The organism is Chryseobacterium sp. FW101-FHT12H09, from assembly GCF_058790395.1.
Genome location: NZ_JBYTCP010000002.1, coordinates 186,226 through 203,970, shown reverse-complemented (window position 1 = coordinate 203,970; position 17,745 = coordinate 186,226). Strand labels below are relative to the sequence as shown.

Annotated in this window: 19 protein-coding genes; 15 read left to right on the top strand and 4 right to left on the bottom strand. The window is 33.7% G+C overall.

Annotated features, from left to right (window positions below; genetic code table 11):
• Nucleotides 1-50 precede the first annotated feature (50 nt).
• From AC3WRL_RS06585 to AC3WRL_RS06570, 4 genes are read left to right on the top strand one after another with little or no spacing between them, the layout of a single operon-like run.
• Complete coding sequence (locus AC3WRL_RS06585) at nt 51-1,334, top strand: sigma-54 interaction domain-containing protein (protein WP_261510359.1); 1,284 nt, start codon at nt 51-53, stop codon at nt 1,332-1,334.
• A 2-nt stretch (nt 1,335-1,336) separates the two neighbouring features.
• A complete protein-coding gene (locus tag AC3WRL_RS06580; RefSeq protein ID WP_261510358.1) occupies nt 1,337-2,035 on the top strand; it encodes a hypothetical protein in 699 nt (232 codons plus the stop codon).
• A complete protein-coding gene (locus tag AC3WRL_RS06575; protein WP_261510357.1) occupies nt 2,025-2,576 on the top strand; it encodes an LptE family protein in 552 nt (183 codons plus the stop codon). Before AC3WRL_RS06580 ends, AC3WRL_RS06575 begins: the two co-directional genes overlap by 11 nt.
• A gap of 1 nt (nt 2,577) precedes the next feature.
• Nucleotides 2,578-4,572, top strand: a complete 1,995-nt coding sequence (locus AC3WRL_RS06570; protein ID WP_492329977.1) for a DUF8458 domain-containing protein — start codon at nt 2,578-2,580, stop codon at nt 4,570-4,572.
• A 117-nt stretch (nt 4,573-4,689) separates the two neighbouring features.
• Here AC3WRL_RS06570 and AC3WRL_RS06565 read toward each other — a convergent pair whose 3' ends face one another.
• The 4 genes from AC3WRL_RS06565 to AC3WRL_RS06550 all read right to left on the bottom strand — a co-directional run bounded on the left by AC3WRL_RS06565 (nt 4,690) and on the right by AC3WRL_RS06550 (nt 7,100).
• Nucleotides 4,690-5,298 carry a DUF4126 domain-containing protein gene (locus tag AC3WRL_RS06565; protein ID WP_261510355.1) on the bottom strand — a complete coding sequence of 203 codons (609 nt, stop codon included), beginning with the start codon at nt 5,296-5,298 and terminating at the stop codon, nt 4,690-4,692.
• An 86-nt stretch (nt 5,299-5,384) separates the two neighbouring features.
• Nucleotides 5,385-5,756, bottom strand: coding sequence for a ribonuclease P protein component (gene rnpA / locus AC3WRL_RS06560; RefSeq protein WP_261510354.1), 372 nt, complete (start codon nt 5,754-5,756; stop codon nt 5,385-5,387).
• On the bottom strand, nt 5,756-6,481 hold the full coding sequence (locus AC3WRL_RS06555; RefSeq protein ID WP_492329976.1) for a tRNA threonylcarbamoyladenosine dehydratase: 726 nt from the start codon (nt 6,479-6,481) through the stop codon (nt 5,756-5,758). The genes rnpA and AC3WRL_RS06555 overlap by 1 nt, the downstream gene beginning before the upstream one ends.
• A complete protein-coding gene (locus AC3WRL_RS06550; RefSeq protein ID WP_492329975.1) occupies nt 6,474-7,100 on the bottom strand; it encodes a TatD family hydrolase in 627 nt (208 codons plus the stop codon). The genes AC3WRL_RS06555 and AC3WRL_RS06550 overlap by 8 nt, the downstream gene beginning before the upstream one ends.
• 97 nt (nt 7,101-7,197) lie before the next feature.
• On the opposite strand from AC3WRL_RS06550, the gene AC3WRL_RS06545 reads away from it, so the two are divergent.
• The 11 genes from AC3WRL_RS06545 to AC3WRL_RS06495 all read left to right on the top strand — a co-directional run bounded on the left by AC3WRL_RS06545 (nt 7,198) and on the right by AC3WRL_RS06495 (nt 17,728).
• The gene (locus AC3WRL_RS06545; protein WP_261510351.1) at nt 7,198-7,827 is read left to right on the top strand and encodes a TetR/AcrR family transcriptional regulator; all 630 of its coding nucleotides are present in this window, start codon (nt 7,198-7,200) and stop codon (nt 7,825-7,827) included.
• Between the two features lie 99 nt (nt 7,828-7,926).
• Complete coding sequence (locus AC3WRL_RS06540) at nt 7,927-8,922, top strand: outer membrane protein assembly factor BamD (protein ID WP_261510350.1); 996 nt, start codon at nt 7,927-7,929, stop codon at nt 8,920-8,922.
• Between the two features lie 41 nt (nt 8,923-8,963).
• Nucleotides 8,964-9,287, top strand: coding sequence for a DNA-directed RNA polymerase subunit omega (locus AC3WRL_RS06535; protein WP_029298198.1), 324 nt, complete (start codon nt 8,964-8,966; stop codon nt 9,285-9,287).
• A gap of 120 nt (nt 9,288-9,407) precedes the next feature.
• Nucleotides 9,408-10,613 carry a bifunctional phosphopantothenoylcysteine decarboxylase/phosphopantothenate--cysteine ligase CoaBC gene (coaBC, locus tag AC3WRL_RS06530; protein ID WP_492329974.1) on the top strand — a complete coding sequence of 402 codons (1,206 nt, stop codon included), beginning with the start codon at nt 9,408-9,410 and terminating at the stop codon, nt 10,611-10,613.
• 36 nt (nt 10,614-10,649) lie between these two features.
• Nucleotides 10,650-11,558, top strand: a complete 909-nt coding sequence (gene porD / locus AC3WRL_RS06525) for a type IX secretion system protein PorD (protein WP_261510348.1) — start codon at nt 10,650-10,652, stop codon at nt 11,556-11,558.
• Nucleotides 11,559-11,638: 80 nt separating this feature from the next.
• Nucleotides 11,639-13,288, top strand: coding sequence for a DNA repair protein RecN (locus AC3WRL_RS06520; protein ID WP_492329973.1), 1,650 nt, complete (start codon nt 11,639-11,641; stop codon nt 13,286-13,288).
• A 49-nt stretch (nt 13,289-13,337) separates the two neighbouring features.
• Nucleotides 13,338-14,804 carry a DUF5687 family protein gene (locus tag AC3WRL_RS06515; RefSeq protein ID WP_261510346.1) on the top strand — a complete coding sequence of 489 codons (1,467 nt, stop codon included), beginning with the start codon at nt 13,338-13,340 and terminating at the stop codon, nt 14,802-14,804.
• A gap of 4 nt (nt 14,805-14,808) precedes the next feature.
• A complete protein-coding gene (locus AC3WRL_RS06510; protein WP_261510345.1) occupies nt 14,809-15,522 on the top strand; it encodes an ABC transporter ATP-binding protein in 714 nt (237 codons plus the stop codon).
• Between the two features lie 17 nt (nt 15,523-15,539).
• Nucleotides 15,540-16,475 carry a Dyp-type peroxidase gene (locus AC3WRL_RS06505; RefSeq protein WP_492329972.1) on the top strand — a complete coding sequence of 312 codons (936 nt, stop codon included), beginning with the start codon at nt 15,540-15,542 and terminating at the stop codon, nt 16,473-16,475.
• A gap of 82 nt (nt 16,476-16,557) precedes the next feature.
• A complete protein-coding gene (locus tag AC3WRL_RS06500) occupies nt 16,558-17,118 on the top strand; it encodes an RNA polymerase sigma factor (protein ID WP_261510343.1) in 561 nt (186 codons plus the stop codon).
• Nucleotides 17,105-17,728, top strand: a complete 624-nt coding sequence (locus AC3WRL_RS06495; RefSeq protein ID WP_492329971.1) for a hypothetical protein — start codon at nt 17,105-17,107, stop codon at nt 17,726-17,728. Before AC3WRL_RS06500 ends, AC3WRL_RS06495 begins: the two co-directional genes overlap by 14 nt.
• Nucleotides 17,729-17,745 lie beyond the last annotated feature (17 nt).

Here is a 17,745-nt window from a genome sequence, read left to right as displayed (position 1 = left end):
AATATTTTAACAATAGGGTAGACTAAACTTAAATCAATAATCTTTAATTTATGAGCGTCGAGTTACAAAATATAAAAAACCGTTTCGGGATCATTGGGAATTTTCCCGCATTGAATCGTGCTTTAGAAAAATCTATTCAGGTAGCACCCACCGATATTTCAGTATTGGTTATTGGAGAAAGTGGGGTAGGAAAAGAATTTATTCCAAAAATTATCCATTCAGAGTCCAGAAGAAAACATCAACCTTACATCGTTGTGAACTGTGGAGCAATTCCGGAAGGGACGATTGATTCCGAATTATTCGGACATGAAAAAGGAGCCTTTACAGGAGCAACTGCAACAAGAAAAGGGTATTTTGAAGTTGCGGATGGTGGAACGATCTTTCTGGATGAGGTTGGTGAACTTCCTTTACAGACGCAGGTTCGTTTATTGAGAGTCCTGGAGAGCGGGGAATTTATGAAAGTAGGTTCTTCACAGGTGCAGAAAACGAATGTGAGAATTGTTGCCGCAACAAACGTCAATATGATGAAGGCTATTCAGGATGGAAGATTTAGAGAGGATTTATTCTATCGTTTAAACACCGTACAGATTGATATGCCGCCTTTGAGAGAGCGAAAAGGAGATATTCATTTGTTATTTAGAAAATTTGCTATAGATTTTGCTGAAAAATATAGAATGCCAGAGCTCGTATTAGAGCCAAGTGCGGTTCATTATGTTGAAAATTATAGTTTCCCAGGAAATGTTCGTCAGTTGAGGAATTTGGTAGAGCAGATGACTGTTGTTGAAAGGGAAAGAAGTGTTAGTGTTGAAAAACTGGCAGAGTATATCCCAATGGAAACTCATTTGCCAATGGTAGTTAATGCACCAAATTCACAAAAGCAAAATGATTTCGGGAATGAAAGAGAGATTATGTATAAGATTCTCTTCGATATGAGAAATGATATCAATGATTTAAAATCCTTAACTTCAGAACTCATAAAAAATAGAGGGGCAGGTGATTTAAGTTCTCAGGAAAAAACATTGATTAACAGGCTTTACACTCCGGAATCTCAACAAAATGTAAATTCCAATTCTTTGTTGTATTTTGAAGACAGTCATCCTGTTGTTCAGACACCAACCATCATTTCAAATTCGGATGACAGCTATGAAGACATTGAAGATATAGAAATTGAAGAAAATAAACCAGAATCACTTTCTCTTCAAAATAATGAAAAAGATTTGATTATCAAAGCTTTAGAAAAGCATAAGGGACGTAGGAATAAAGCAGCCGATGAATTGGGAATTTCACAAAGAACATTATACAGAAAAATAAAACAATATAACTTAGAAGACTAATTATGATGAATATTAAGGCCAAGCCTATTGAATTTAAATTAAGTGAATATCTAAATAAAGGCTTTGAGCTTCTAAAGAAAGATTTCGGAAATTTTATGGTCGCTTACATTTTGTGTATAGTGATGTCAATTATACCTTTTTGTGGATTATTGGCAATGGGGAATTTTTACAAGTACTGCAGAAAAGTAAATAAGGCGGAACCAGCTAGTGTAGGGGACATTTTTAATTTTGATGATTTTTTACCTTATTTTATTGTACAGTTGATTATTTTGGCTGGAGTATTCGTGTTATATATTCCACTATTTGCTTTGATTCCATTAACAGCCATGACAGGAGGTGAAGATCCTTCTCCGGTTTTTGCAATCTTTATGGTACCTTATATATTCATCATTGTGATCGCTGTTTTTATTGTAGCTTTACTAGGATTTTATATTCCAGCATTAATATCTCTTAAAAAGATTTATGATATAAAGACAGCTTGGAGTATGTCCAGAATAATGACAAAAAATAATTTGCTGTCCATTTTTTTATTTGCTATTGTTGTGGGATTTCTTTCTCAGATTGGAATCCTGGCATGCGGTATTGGTATTTTGATCACAATGCCTTATTTTTATACAACCCACTACTTTGCGTTTGAAGATGCCATTCAGCAAATAGAATATGACGAAATAAAAGAAATAGGATCTAAAAATGAATTTTAAAATTAAAAATATTAATATAATGCAGTCGAGAGTTTTTTGGCTTTTGTTGATAGGTCTAAGTGTTTTAAACTCGTGTTACAGTTTTACGGGATCATCTTTAAAAGATGAAAAAACAATTCAGATCAATGAATTTCCAAACAATGCAGCTCTGGTAAATCCTACTTTGTCTCAACAGTTTTCAACAGATATTCAGAACCGTTTCTTGCAAAGAACAACATTAAAAGGGACAAAAGAAAACGCTGATATATTGGTGGAAGGAGAAATTACAGATTATTCTATTACTCCGACAACAATCAGTTCCAATACGCAAACGACATCTACAGGTGGAACGGTGCAGGAATCACAAAATAAACTAACCATCACCGTTAAGGTGCATTATGAGAATAAATTACACCCTGATTTAAGTTTTGACAGAACCTATTCAGATGAGGCTGTATTTAACAGCAGCTTGTCTCAGAGTGACATAGAAGCTTCACAGGTGAAAATTGTAAACGAAAGAATCATTAATAAGATATTTAACGATATTGTAGCGAACTGGTAAGATGAATAATAGAGTTTTAGAATTATTAAAGAACCCCAAAAATATTCAATCAGAAGATCTTAATCTCCTGAAAGAGGAGATTAATTCTTTTCCCTATATTCAAAATATCAGAGCTTTACATTTGTATGGTATCCATCTTTATGATCAGGAAAATTATCAAAAAGAGCTTTCTATCACTGCAGCTTATACTACAGATAAAAAGATTCTTTATCAACTGATTAATGGCAAAATTAAGGAAAAGACTAAACCTGAAGTCTTGGAAAATAATAATGTAAAGGGTCTTGAAAAAGGATCCAGATATTTTCCAAAAAGCAAAAACTTCCCTCTTAAAAGAGAGGAACTTCCTGAAAAAGCTCAGATTAAGGAAGAAGTTGTCCGTCAGTTTCCAGCGCCGCTTCCTGAAATCAAGCATATTTATGTAAATGGAGAACGAAACAGAATTTTGTTTGAAGGAGAAGAAAACTTTCTTGAAGAGAGTAATCATGAAACCATTGATATAGAGTCTACTTTAGAATCAGGGACACTGGTTACTCAAAAACAAAAAGAAGTATTTTCAGAAGAGCCTATTCAAGCAACAGAAACTATTGAACAGGAAATAGCTTTGAAAGAGATAGAGGGGACTGATAATAACCAAGATCAGCATGATACTCCTGTCAATGGAACAGAAACTTCTAAAGATGAAACTGAAATAGCAAATACTATTTTGAAACCGACTTTGGATAATGATGCCCTTCCTGTAGAAGAAAAGGTAAATGAAACAGAATTAAAGGAGATTGAAATCTCTAAGAAAACAGAATTTACTCCTGAAGAGATTATTAATGAAGATGAGATTACTTCTGAATCTGAGAAAGAAAAAGTTTCAAATGATTCTGAATTAAGCTTCCATGGTACAGATTCATTTATGCCTGAAGTTAAGATTGAGTCCAAAAACAGTGACGAGATTACTGTTTCTGAAATTTCCCAGCCAAGTGTCAATAAGCACGAAGATGAAATGAGGAGATTGATTGAAGAGGTTGAGAGAAGAATGAAGGCGAATAAAGTAGTAGCAGAAGATAAAAAAGAGAGTGAGCCTGAAACGCAAAGTCACGATATCAACTTTGCAGAAACACAAGGGTTTCATGCTGTGGAAACAAAGATAGAAGATGTAAAGCCAGTAGCTGTTGATGATACTGCGAGGCCTGTTGAGATTTCAGAAGCAAAGAATGAAGAAATTAATACCGAAGAGATTGTTTCTGAAGAAAAAACAGAATTAAAATCCAGCTGGAAACCAATGAGTTTTGAATCTCATGTTCCAGATTCATTAATTAGTAAGCCTGCTCAGATTTCTCAGCCAAAAGAAGAAACTACAAAGGCCCAAATTTTAAAAGAGAAAGACATATTACCTGAGGAAGAAGTAACTTATGAGTTCACTGAAGGTAGTAAAGAAGATATTAAACCAGAGGAAAGCATTCAAGAAGAGACAGAAGTTCACAATACAGATGCAGATGTCGTAATAGAAAAGAAAGAAGAAGCCCCTGTGATGAATGTTTCTTTCTTTAGTTCTGATATTTCAAGCTGGAGTATGTCAGATAAAAAAGAGGAGCAACAAGATCATCTTGAAGAAGATACGATACCGAAAGGAGAGAGTGTAGATGATCCTGCTGATAGTAATATTCCAGGATTTATCAATACTTGGCAAAGTTGGTTAAAAATAGACCGTACTGAAAAAGAACCTGAAAAGATTAAGGCTGAAGTTAAAAGTAAGGTCATTGAATCTTTCATTGAAAATAACCCGAAAATAAGCCAGCTGAAAGACGAGAGCAGTTTCGTAGTGAAAGAAAAGAATGATGATATCTCACATTTAATGACCGAAACACTGGCGAAATTATATTTTGAACAAAAATTATACACTAAAGCAATAAAAGCTTTTGAAATATTAGCGGATAAGCACCCTGAAAAAAAATCTTATTTTGAAGAGAAAATTCAGGAAGTAAAAGATATCAGAGGGAAGAATTAAGTTTGAAAACCTCTATACATCACCACTTATTTCTTTTTGCTTTTGAAATCAATAAAACATTGAGTTCTTATAAGAAGAACATTGGAAAAGGTTGAGTCTAGACTCAGCCTTTTATTTTTATATTTTATCAATTACTTCTTTATTGCCACGCAATTTTCGAATGGCTTTACGTCCCATTACTATGACGAGGACAACCAGTATAATGGCTAAAATAGCTGCGATAACGGGAAGTGCCATTGCTAAAACAGACATGATTCCGGCACCTGCGGTTTCTGTAGTTCCTACAATAGAATTGCCCAACCCACCTGTAGTTGCTGTTGAAGCGGCCCTGATTCCAGCAAATCCGGAGCTTATTGTTGCAGCGGTTCCACCACCGGCAATTATTGCTAATGCCCATTGTGGAAATGTTCCAAAATCTGCAAATTGACTGGCAAATAAAATAGATCCGGCAACAGTAGCCATCGGAACAGAAATGGTATCCAATAAATGATCAACAAATGGAATGTAATAGGCTAAGATCTCCGCAATAGTGGCGATACCTGTAGTGATAAGTGCCGGGAGTCCTGCAAGCCATTCAAACTGTCCGCTCATTGGAATCCAATGCAAATAAGAAGCTAAGCTTACAGCGAACATAGGGAGAAATACCCTAAAGCCTGTAGCAGCAGAAAGTCCGATACCAATAAATGCACTCAGTATATAAGGGAAATAGGGAATGTTATCTAACATATTAATTTTCAGATTAATTGTGTTCCCTAAAGTTACAAAAACTATTTTAAGCTTTTATTTAAATTCTTAATCTCATAAGTTTAAGATTATTTTTTCTGAGCCTGGCAAAGTTTTATAAATTGAGCCTCTACATCCTGAAATTTTTCAGGCATTTCAGGCGATATCCAAAAAAGCATAGCAATTGTTTTTTCTCCAAAAGACTCTTTAAATAAATCCTTATGTAAACGGTAGCATTCTCTTAAGAGTCTTTTAACACGGTTTCTGTTTACCGCTTTCTTGAAATACCTCTTAGATACTGAAACTCCAAACTTAGAGCTTTCTATAGGTAAATTTGGTTTGTCTTTTAGTAGGATAATTCTTAAATTTTCACTGGTTCTCCATTTGCCCTTTTCGAAAAGCAGTGTAATTTCATTTGTTTTTTTAAGCTTTTCCTCTTTTGGATATTTGAAGTTTCCCATTAATTCTTTTTTACTAAATAATTAATAACTTCAGCTGCTGCATACAAACCAAAGATAGCTGGAATGTAGCTTATTGTACCATAAAAGGATCTTTTATAATTTGCCCCATCTGTCATTTTCAGGCTTTCTTCATTCTGCAGTTCATTAGAAAAGACACATCTGATTCCTTTATCTATCTTTTCCTTTTTTAGTCTTTTTCTTACTTCCTTTGCTAAATAACAGTTTTGAGTTTTACTGATATCTCTTACCAAGACTTTGCTAGGATCCATTTTACCACCTGCACCCATTGAGCTTACCATCTTTATTTTTCTTCTTCTGGCAGCGATCATTAAACACACTTTAGGGGTTACGCTGTCAATACAATCCAGGACAAAATCAAATTTTGCGGAATCTAGTACTTCATCCATCCTGTCGGGATTTAGAAACTCATTGATTTTTACCAGATTGAGGTTAGGATTGATATCTAAAAGTCTTTCAGCAACCACTTCTACTTTATGTTTTCCAACTGTAGAATGTAAAGCGGGAAGCTGCCGGTTGATATTCGTAATATCTACTGTATCACCGTCTACGATGGTCATACTTCCAACACCAGCCCTGGCTAGGAATTCTGCTGCAAAAGAACCAACACCGCCCAAACCAACAATAAGAACAGTTGCCTTATTTAGTTTTTCCAATCCATTTTCCTTAATAAGAAGCTCTGTTCTCTCCAACCAGTATTTATCCATTTTTTATCGTCTCTAAATTTTCTTTAATCTGTTCATTAATTTTTTCCAAAGTAATACCCTTTATTTCTGAAACTTTCTGATATAATTCTTGGATATTAAAATCGTCATTATCAGTTTCTAAAAAGATCTTATTTAAAGGAACTTTTTTCAAAGTATTTTGCAAAGATAAATTATACAAAACAGCTTTTCCAAAACTCAAATAGAAATTATTTTTCAAAAGATCTTCAGCAATACTTTGTTTTTTATTAAAACCATGAATAATCATGGGTTGTTCTGCTATTTTTCCAATTGATATGATCTCGTAAAATTTTCTTACACAATGAATAACAAGAGGTTTCTTCAATTCATTTGACAGTTTAATTTGTCTTAAAAAAATATCTTCCTGAATTTTCATTTCTACAGAAATTAATCCATCAAGACCACATTCTCCAATGGTAAAGCAATTTTCATCAATTACTGACTCTAGCCAGTTAAACTGTTTTTCAATAGTATTGGGATTTATGTCCTGGGGATGGATGCCCACAGAATAGAAACTGTCTGGTACGGAGCTTTCAATATCTACATTGTAAATACCATAAGTCACATTTTTTTTATGATGATGAAAATCAAAAAATTCCATATTCAAAAATACTACAATTTAGAATTAATTTGAGATTCTTAAACAAACGTTTATAAATATGTTAAAAATTTCTTAACTTTACTGAAAGCGACACTTTATGAAAAAAAAATTTACAGAAAAACAAATCCATATTCTGGATATTGCAGAGGAGCTGATTGCGAAAAAAGGGTATGAAGGGACATCAGTAAGGGATATATGCTCCAAGGCAAATATTAATGTAGCAATGATTTCTTATTACTTTGGTTCCAAAGAAAAAATGATGTCTTACCTTTATCAGTACAGGGTTTTGAAAACCAGAGAAAATTTTTCAGAATTTGCAGATACGATTAAAGAAGGAAAGCCAGAGATGCAAATGAAAGAGATTATAAAGTATATTGTATCTCAGTTATTTAAATATAATTATTTTCATGGATTTGTTACTCAGGAGTTACGACATACAGATAATCTGAAAGTGGAGCTGTTGGATTTTTACCAGCTATTTGTAAAAAAATTAGATGAGGTGATCAAGAAAGGGGTAGCATCAGGAGTCTTTACATTTACTCCTAAACCTGAAGATATACTTACAACAATCATTGGATCTACCTTGTTCGTAATTCGAAATAAAAATTTTTATGAATTGTATGTTCCAAGTAAAAATGAAGAAGCTTATGCTAAAGAAGCCGAAAAAAAAGTAAGAATGAATCTCTTACTCAGTGTTTTTGCAATATTGGGATACGCAGCTGACTAAAATTACGTTAAATAATCATAAAAAAAAATCTATTGATAAAAAAGTTATATTTTTGCAAATTAATAGATCGGTATAATCCGGTAACGGTTGAATTTTTATATGAAAAAATATATTTTAGGTCTTTTTGCCATAGCTGTAATTTCATCATGTGCAAGCCAGCAAGAAAAAGCATTGAAAAGTGCTGATAAAGCTTTCATCTTAAAAGCAGCTAATGAAAATTTTGCTAAAAAGAAATGGAAAAATGCTTTAGCTCTTTACGACAGATTAGCTAATCTTGTTGCAGGAACAGATGATTTCCCTAATGTTGGGTTTAATACAGCCTATGCAAACTATTATGATAAAAATTATAAGCTAGCAGGGCATCAGTTTAAAAACTTTTCTGTGAGCTTTCCAAAAGATCCAAGAGCAGAAGAAGCAGCGTATATGTCTGCCCTATGTTACTATGAAGGATCTATGGACTATAACTTAGATCAAACCAGTACTGAATTAGCAGTAAATGAATTACAGGATTTCTTAAATAACTACCCTAATTCTGAAAGATCGAAAAATATCAACCAGCTTATTGATGAGCTGACTTATAAACTGGAGTTTAAGTCTTACGAGAATGCAAGACAATACTACAAAATGGGGGATTATAAATCCGCAACTGTTGCTTTGGAAAATGTATTAGAAGATTTTCCAAGTACAAAACTTCGTCCGAAGATCTATGATTATATGATGAAGTCCCGTTATTTGCTTGCTCAAAATTCAATCTATGGTCTTAAAGAAGAACGTATAGAAAGTGCTTTGGCTTTCACAAGACAAGTTGAGAAAGAACTTCCAAACACGGAATATTCCAAAACAGCATTAGATCTTAGAGAAAAACTTGAAAAGGAAAAACAAAATTTTGCAGTTGTTAAAAAGCAGACAGAAGCCAGAATGGCAACGTTAACGGCAAGACAAAAGAAGGAAGTAGACAAGCTGGAAGCAAGAAATAAAACGGAGCAGCAGATCAAAGATCAGGTTGCTACAGAGAAGAAAGCAATGCAAATGCAAAGAGATAGTGCTGCGTTACAGACACCTCCTCCTGCTGCCACTTTCAAAATCCAAAGATAATTCGTAAATTTGCCATCTTATAAATAAATAAATTTCTCAAAATGAGCGTAAAAGATACAAAAGCAGAAGTAAATACTATTACTTACGATAAAGATAAGATTGAAGATAAAGTGGGTTCAATCTATGAAGCTATTGTTATCATGGGAAAAAGAGCTGAGCAGATTAATGCAGAAATTCGTACTGAATTGCATAACAAATTAGATGAATTTGCTGTTCACAACTCTACATTGGAAGAAGTTTTCGAAAACAGAGAACAGATCGAGATCTCTAAACATTATGAAAAACTTCCAAAGCCAACTTCTATTGCTATTGAAGAATGGTTAAATGGAGATGTTTACTTCAGAAAGACTGAAGAGAGAAAATAAAAATCATTTGTATTTTATACATGAAGGTCATAAGGGAATAATTTCTTTATGACCTTTGTCGTTTGTAAACCTGTTGTCGTAAAAATTAAGTAATTTAGTATTTTAAAAAATTAAAACTAAATGAGTGTTTCCGGAAAAAAGATTCTTATTGCCGTTTCTGGAGGAATTGCTGCTTACAAAATTCATTTTTTGATAAGAGAGTTTATAAAAAAAGATGCAGAAGTTCAGGTTATTATGACCCCTGATGCGGAGCATTTTGTGACCAAGCTAAGTCTTTCAACATTGTCAAAGAAACCTGTTTATACCGATTTTTATAATGAAAATGGGAGCTGGAACAGTCATGTAGAATTGGGTTTATGGGCAGATGTGATTATTATTGCTCCGTGTACTGCTAATACTTTAGCTAAGATGACACACGGAATGTGTGATAATTTAGTATTAGCAACCTATATGTCGGCGAAATGTCCTGTTTTCATAGCACCTGCAATGGATCTGGATATGTATGATCATCCTACCACAAAACAGAACTTAGAATTGGCAGAGGATTTCGGACATTTTATTATTCCTGCAGAAAGTGGTGAACTGGCGAGTGGTCTAGTAGGTCAGGGAAGGATGGCCGAACCTGAAACAATATTTAAAGCTGTTGAGCATTTTTTTAGCGAAAGTAAAAGCGAAACAGTTTTAAAAGGAAAAACTATCTTAATCACTGCCGGACCAACGTACGAGGCCATTGATCCTGTTCGGTTTATAGGAAATCATTCCTCTGGGAAAATGGGATTTTCATTGGCAGAAGAAGCTGCAAAAAGAGGAGCTAAAGTTATTCTCATTTCCGGTCCAAGTTCTCAAACTATTGAAAATAAAAATATTGATTTACATAAAGTAACCTCGGCAAAAGAGATGTTAGATAAAGTATTTCAATACTATGAAAACGTTGATATTGCTATTGCAAGTGCTGCAGTCGCTGATTATGCTCCAAAAGAAGTGGCCAAAGAGAAAATTAAAAAGAACGATGATAATCTTACGATAGAATTGGTTAAAAATCCGGATATTCTCAAAACAATGGGAGAGAGGAAGGTGCATCAGTTTTTAGTTGGATTTGCTTTGGAAACTCAGAATGAAGAGGAAAATGCAAAGGGGAAATTGGAAAAGAAAAACCTGGATATGATTATCTTGAATTCTCTTCGCGATGAAGGAGCTGGATTTAAAAATGACACCAACAAAATAAGGATATTCACCAAAACCGAAAAGAAAGAATTTGAGCTTAAATCTAAAGATGATGTAGCAAAGGATATTTTGAATTTCGTTGAGTATCAACTTTTAAAATAATTTTAATAAATTTCCGTTCTCAATTTTTAATAGATAATGAAAAAACTTATAAGTTTATTTTTACTGCTTTTCATATATAATACCAGCTTTTCGCAAGAGTTGTTGTGTACAGTTCAGGTAAATGCCCAGCAGTTGGGAGGAAGTAACCAACAGGTTTTTAAAACCTTGGAAAAAAGCCTTAAGGACTTTATAAATAACACGAGCTGGACTGGTAAAAAACTTCAGAACTTTGAAAAAATAAAATCTAACTTCGCTATTGTAATTTCTAAAAGCGAAGGGAATAATAAATATTCCGGGAATATTGTAATTCAGGCAGTTCGCCCTGTTTATAGTTCAAATTATGAATCTCCATTAATTAACCTACAGGATACCAAATTCGCTTTTGAGTATGTAGAAAACGAAAATCTTATATTTAATGAGCGACAGTTTTCTGGTAAAAACTTAATTGATGTCATCAGCTTCTATGTGTATCTTGTTTTAGGATACGATGCGGATAGTTTTCAATCGATGGGTGGAACTCCATGGTTTGCAAAGGCACAACAGATCGGGCAAAATGCACAAAACCGAGGATATGAGGGCTGGGCACAAATTGGAAGTGAAGGGCCAAGAACAAGAGGGGTTTTAATCAACCAGTTAACAAGTCCTAATTTAAGTCAGTTACGTTCGATATTTTATACTTACCACAGAGCAGGATTAGATAATCTGTTCAATCAGGATCAGACTCAGCCAAAGAAAGTTATTTATGATGCTTTACTACAAATGAAAACGTATGAAAACAGCTTTCAGCAGAATTATGCATTGAATTTGTTTATTGAAACAAAGAACGATGAAATTTTTAATATTTTCAATTCCAACAATAACGGCGGTATCGTCTTAAATGATCTGAAGCAAATGATGATGGTTTTCGCGCCGAAGTTTAATGATAAATGGGATAAGTGGAAATAGAAAATAGATTTTAAGGAGATAAATATCTTGAATTCTGAATTCTAAAATTTTATATTTGCAGTCTAATCTGCCGGAAATTTATGCTTTCTAAAATCTTCATTAAAAATTTTGCCCTTATTGATACTCTTGAAGTGTCATTGCAAAACGGTTTACAGGTAATTACTGGTGAAACGGGAGCAGGAAAGTCTATTATTTTAGGGGCTTTAAGACTTATTTTAGGCGAAAGAGCAGATTTAAAATCTATTTCAAATACTGAAGAAAAAAGTATTGTTGAAACAGAGTTCTCTTTAAATAATCAGTTTAAAAAATTCTTTATAGAAAATGATCTGGATTATGAACATCAGACCATTATCAGAAGAGAGATTTTACCATCTGGAAAATCGAGAGCTTTTATAAATGATGTGCCGGTTACATTAGATATTTTAAAAGAACTTTCTTCACAACTTATCGATATCCATTCTCAATTTGAAACTTCAAATCTTTTCACCTCAGAATATCAGTTTAAAATTATTGACGGGCTCTCTGGAAATAAACAGCTCATCACAGATTATCAGCATGAATTTTTAGAATTTCAAAGTTTAAAAACTCAACTTAAAAAATTGCAGACTCAACTTTCAGAAAACAATAAAGAAAGTGATTACAAACAGTTTTTATTAAGTGAATTAGATGATCTGAGGCTGGATGATGTTGACTACGAGGAATTGCAGAACCAACTTTCTATTCAGGAAAATGCAGAGATGATTTCTGAAAATCTAGCTCAGGTTTTATCAAGATTTCATCAGGAAGAAATTGGAATTCTCTCTTTTTTTAATGAGGCTAAACATAAACTTTCAAAAATAGCAGAGGTTTCGCACAGCTTTTCAGAAGTTGATAAAAGATTGGAAGAGTCTTTTGTTGAATTAAAAGACATCATTTCTGAATTAGAGGATGAGGCAGAGAAAATTGAAGCTAATCCCGAAAATTTAGCTTTGCTTTCCGAGCTTAGTAATAAACTCAATGCTTTGTTATTAAAGCATAATGTTTCAAATGTTAATGACCTGAAAGAAATCAGAGATCAATTATCGAGCGAACAGGAAGGAGCTTCCGAACTGGAGTCTCACATTGTTGAAATCCAGGAAAATATTACCAAGAAAGAAAAATCACTTCAGTCACTTTCTGAAAAACTTTCTAAAAACAGAAAAAAAAGTGTTCCTGTATTTATAAAAAAAGCTGAAGAATTATTAAAAAAATTAGGGCTTGAAAAAGCGAAGGTAGATATAGAGCTACAGGATGCTTCGGAATTTAATGCTTTTGGTAAGGAAAATATTCAGCTTTTATTTCAGGCAAATTCAGGATTCCCATTAAAACCTATTCAAACAGCTATCTCAGGAGGTGAACGATCAAGGGTAATGCTGGCAGTTAAAAAGATTATTGCTGAAAGCGATGAGCTGCCAACACTTATTTTAGATGAGATCGATACCGGAGTTTCCGGTAAGGTAGCTGAAGAAATAGGAAACCTGATGCGTGAAATGTCAGAAGATATGCAGCTTATTGTTATTTCCCACCTGGCTCAAGTGGCAGCGAAAGGGAATAATAATTATAAAGTGGTAAAGCATGATGTTTCAGGAAAAACCCAGTCTACAATCATTCCACTCAATGAAGCTGAAAAGCTTAACGAAATTGCCCAATTACTTTCCGGAAGTAAGATTACTGAAGCTGCATTAGCACAAGCAAAAGAGCTTATAGGTTAATTTTTGTAACATTTTTTACATTATATTTACTAATGTAAAAAAGTATGATATGTTTTTAAGATTCCTTAGGTTAGAAATCAAGAGTTTTTTTCGTGGTACTTCCGTTGGGATTAATATGGCAATGAAGATTCTCCGTTTTATGGGGATTCTTTATTTTATGGCATGTTTAGCCGGTGGGGCATTTGCCGCTTTTTTCTATGTACAGGAAGAACTCCATCAGGATCCTTTAAAAATAGTTTCCAGATTTTTAATTATAGGATGGGTTGTTGATCTTATTGCCAAATATATCTGGCAGGAAATGCCGACACAAAATATAAAACCTTTTCTTACTCTTAATATTCCAAAGAAAACATTGGTCAACTATATGTTGATAAAAACCTTTTTATCTGCTTTCAGTTGGTTAAATTCCCTTTTCTTCATTACATTTTCTATTATAGCCTTATTCAACGGATATGGATTCTTAGAGATCTTTGCATGGTTTGTAGGAATTTCCTCACTTTTTTATCTTAATAATTTCATCAATATTTTTTTCAATGATAAAGAAACAGTTGCCATTGTAGTGGCGGCTATCTTTGGAATAGTTGGTGTATTGGGTTATTATCAGATTATTCCGGTATTATCTTACTCGGAAATGGTGTTTTACAGCTTTTTTGAAAAACCTTACTTTGCTGTAATTGCTCTGGCTTTGTTTTTGGGACTATGGTGGATTTGTTTTAAACACGTTCGTAAGGAATTTTATCTTGATCAGGGTCTAGAGGCAAAAAAGACCGTTGGTAAGACCGAAAATATAGCGTTTCTTAATAAATATGGGGCTTTGGGGACATTTATCAATAATGATATTAAAATGCTCAGACGAAACAAAGTAACGAAAGGTATTTTATTAGGCAGTTTCTTTTTTGTTTTTTATGGACTCTTAATGTTTGTCGCCACGGTGTATAAAACTCCTGCTATGATGATGTTTATGGGATTATTTGTAACCGGAGGTTTTCAGTTTTTATTTGGACAGAGAGTTCCTGCTTTCGACAGCTCTTATTATCCTCTGATGATGACACTTAATGTTCCCTACAAAGAATATCTCAAGGCAAAATGGTGGTTGATGAATATTGTGACTTGTCTCTCAATGGTGCTTGCTTTATTTTATGCCTATTTCGGTTGGGAAATATACATTACTTTTTTGGCCGCTGGTTTATATAATATGGGAGTGAATTCTCAATTTACACTTTGGTCGGGTGCATTTAATAAAACGCAGATCGATTTAAATTCAAAAGAAAAGAGAATGGGGCAGAAAAACAGTTTTAATTTAAAAGCAATGCTATTGCTTATTCCTAAAATGCTGCTGCCAATGGCCGTATTTGCCGCTTCAAAACACTTCTTTGGGATGACCGGAGGGGTAATTAGTATTGCCATTTTAGGATTAATTGGTTTCTTGTTCAGGGAGAAAATCTTTGATATCATCGTAAGACATTACAAAAGAGAAAAATACAGTACACTGGACGCATTCAAAAATAAAGATTAATACAATGATTACTATAAATAACTTATCTAAAACATACGGAACTGCTACTGTTCTTAGCATCGAAAATCTTGAGATTCCTAAGGGAGAAACCTTTGGGCTGGTTGGAAATAACGGTGCCGGAAAGACTACACTATTTAGTTTAATGCTGGATCTGATTCAGCCTACTACTGGTTTTGTAAGCATTGATGATATTAAAGTGAATGAATCTGAAGCATGGAAAAGTAAGGTTTCAGCATTCGTAGATGATACATTTTTGATAGGCTATCTGACACCAGAGGAATATTTCTATTTCATTGGAGAGTTAAGAGGACAAAATAAGGCTTCTGTAGATGAGTTCCTGAAGCCGTTCCATGATCTGTTTAATGGAGAAATATTGAATTCCGGAAAGTATGTACGTGATCTGTCAAAAGGGAATCAAAAGAAAGTAGGAATTGTAGGAGCTATTATTGGTAATCCTGAGATCATTATTTTGGATGAGCCTTTTGCTAACCTGGATCCTTCAACACAGATAAAGCTTAAAAATATGATCAAAGAATTATCTAAACAGGATGGTGTAACATTTCTTATATCAAGTCACGATCTATCACATACAACTGAAGTATGTAATAGAATTGTAGTTGTTAATAAAGGGAAAATGGTTAAAGATATTCAGACTAATCCTGAGACTCTGCAAGATCTGGAGCAGTATTTTGCTGATCAGGTTTCTCTACAATCTTAATTTAAACAAAAATACAAATGGGTCTAGAATCGCAAAATGTTACTGACTACCCCAACAGTAATACCATTTTTATGGTCTGGAAACTGAATGACAACCCGCAGTTGAAAAGTATATTTCAACAACTTTGTGCATTGGTTTTAAATCTTAATAATTCTGCCTTTAACAGGTTTCCGGATAGCAGAGCAAGCTGCGTCATGGCAATAGGATATGAAGCATGGAAAAAACTGGAGCTGCCAACGCCTCTTCCAAAAGAATTAACCAATTTTAAAGAAATAAAAGGCATTAAGCATACTGCTGTAGCTACTTCAGGGGATCTGCACTTTCATCTTAGAGCGGATAATAACAGTATCTGTTTTGACATGGCAATTGAGATTTCAAAACTGTTGAGTTCTGTAGCTGAAAGTATTCTGGAAATTCATGGGTTTAAATATTGGGATGCCCGATCAATTTTAGGTTTTGTAGATGGTACCGAGAATCCTCATGGAGAAGATCGGGATTATTTTGCTAAAATTGGAGATGAAGATTTGAAATATAAAGGAGGAAGTTACCTTTTTGTTCAGAAATACCTTCATAATATGGATGCCTGGAAAGGACTTTCAACAGACGAACAGGAAAAAGTGATCGGAAGGTCAAAGGAGAATGATATTGAAATGTCAGACGATGTAAAACCAGCAAACTCCCATATTGCCTTGGCAAATGTCGAAGGAGAAAACGGAGAAGAATTAAAAATTGTCAGAGATAATATGCCCTTTGGAAATCCATCAACAAATGAATTTGGAACCTATTTTATTGCTTACGCAAGCACATTTACAACAGTACAAAAAATGCTGACCAATATGTTTATTGGAGATCCTGTTGGAAATTATGATAGGATTTTGGATTTCAGTACTGCAGAAACGGGAACTCTTTTCTTTACTCCAACAAGGGATATGTTAGATGATTTTGCCGGATAATTTTAGTGTAGAAAAATAAAAAAATATTTTTTGTGTAACCTTTTTAAATTTCTGTTGTCTTTATATTAGAAACTAATCAAAAATGAAACTTTTGTTCGGAAATAAAAAAGATGATTTGTTAAGCCGCCTGAAGAAACAGGATGCGGCTGCGCAAAAATTCTTTTATGACCAGAATGTAAAAAAATTACTGAGCGTAAGTAAGAGCTATATCAGTGATTTGTATCAGGCAGAAGATTGTGTTATCAGAGCATTTTGTAAAATATTTAAACATATCGAAGGCTTTAGAGGAGATGGTAACCTCGAAGGCTGGGCAAGAAGGATTGTTGTCAATGAATGTTTAAACTTTATTAAAAGTCACAAAACAGTTTTTTACCTTGATGACATCAGTCAGTCTTTTATGGAAGAGATTCAGGATGAAGAAGTAGTATTTGATTTTAATGCACAAGAACTTTTGGATCAATTGCCAGATGCTTATAAGATGGTTTTCAACTTATATGTTTTGGAAGGGTATTCCCATCAAGAAATTGCTGATACCCTGAAGATTTCAATTGCCGTTAGTAAAACGCAATTATTCAGAGCAAAAGAAAAGCTAAGAAAGATCTACTTTCAACAACAGAAAACACTAAGAAATGAACACAATTAAAAATAATTTTGAAAATCAGATTAAAAAACAAATCGAGGAAAGAGAAATAACTCCTTCGAGAGATCTATGGTCTGAAATTGAAAGTCAAACGCAAAATGATCGTCCAAAATCAAAACTAAACTTGTTATTGGTGGCTGCTTGTCTTATTCTTATATTTAGTCTGGGTTTTGTACTGGTATTTTACAATAAACCGAGTGAATCAGAGCTGCAGGTTGTAAAAAAAGATAAGCCGACTATTGATGTTAAAAAGGATACGAATGCAGTGGAAATAATAAAAGAATCTCCTGTGTTAGTGACTCAAGATCAAAAAAACACTGTTGAAATAAAGAACACTGAACCGATTAAGAAAACCGAAATACAAGAAACAAAAGTTTTCCCTGAAACTAAGAAACTTCCTATAATCAAAGATGATGCTTCAGAATTGGCATCCCATATTACAGACGTTATCCCTGCGAAAATTATTGCACAAACTGATTCTTCAAAAACGTCTGAAAAGAGGAAAAAATATGTTGATCCTTCAACCTTACTTTTTTCGGTCGAACATAAAGATGTCATTGAAAAGACCAAAGACAAAACTAATGTAGCGAAAATCGATTTGAACGGGAAATAATAAATTTTAAACAATAA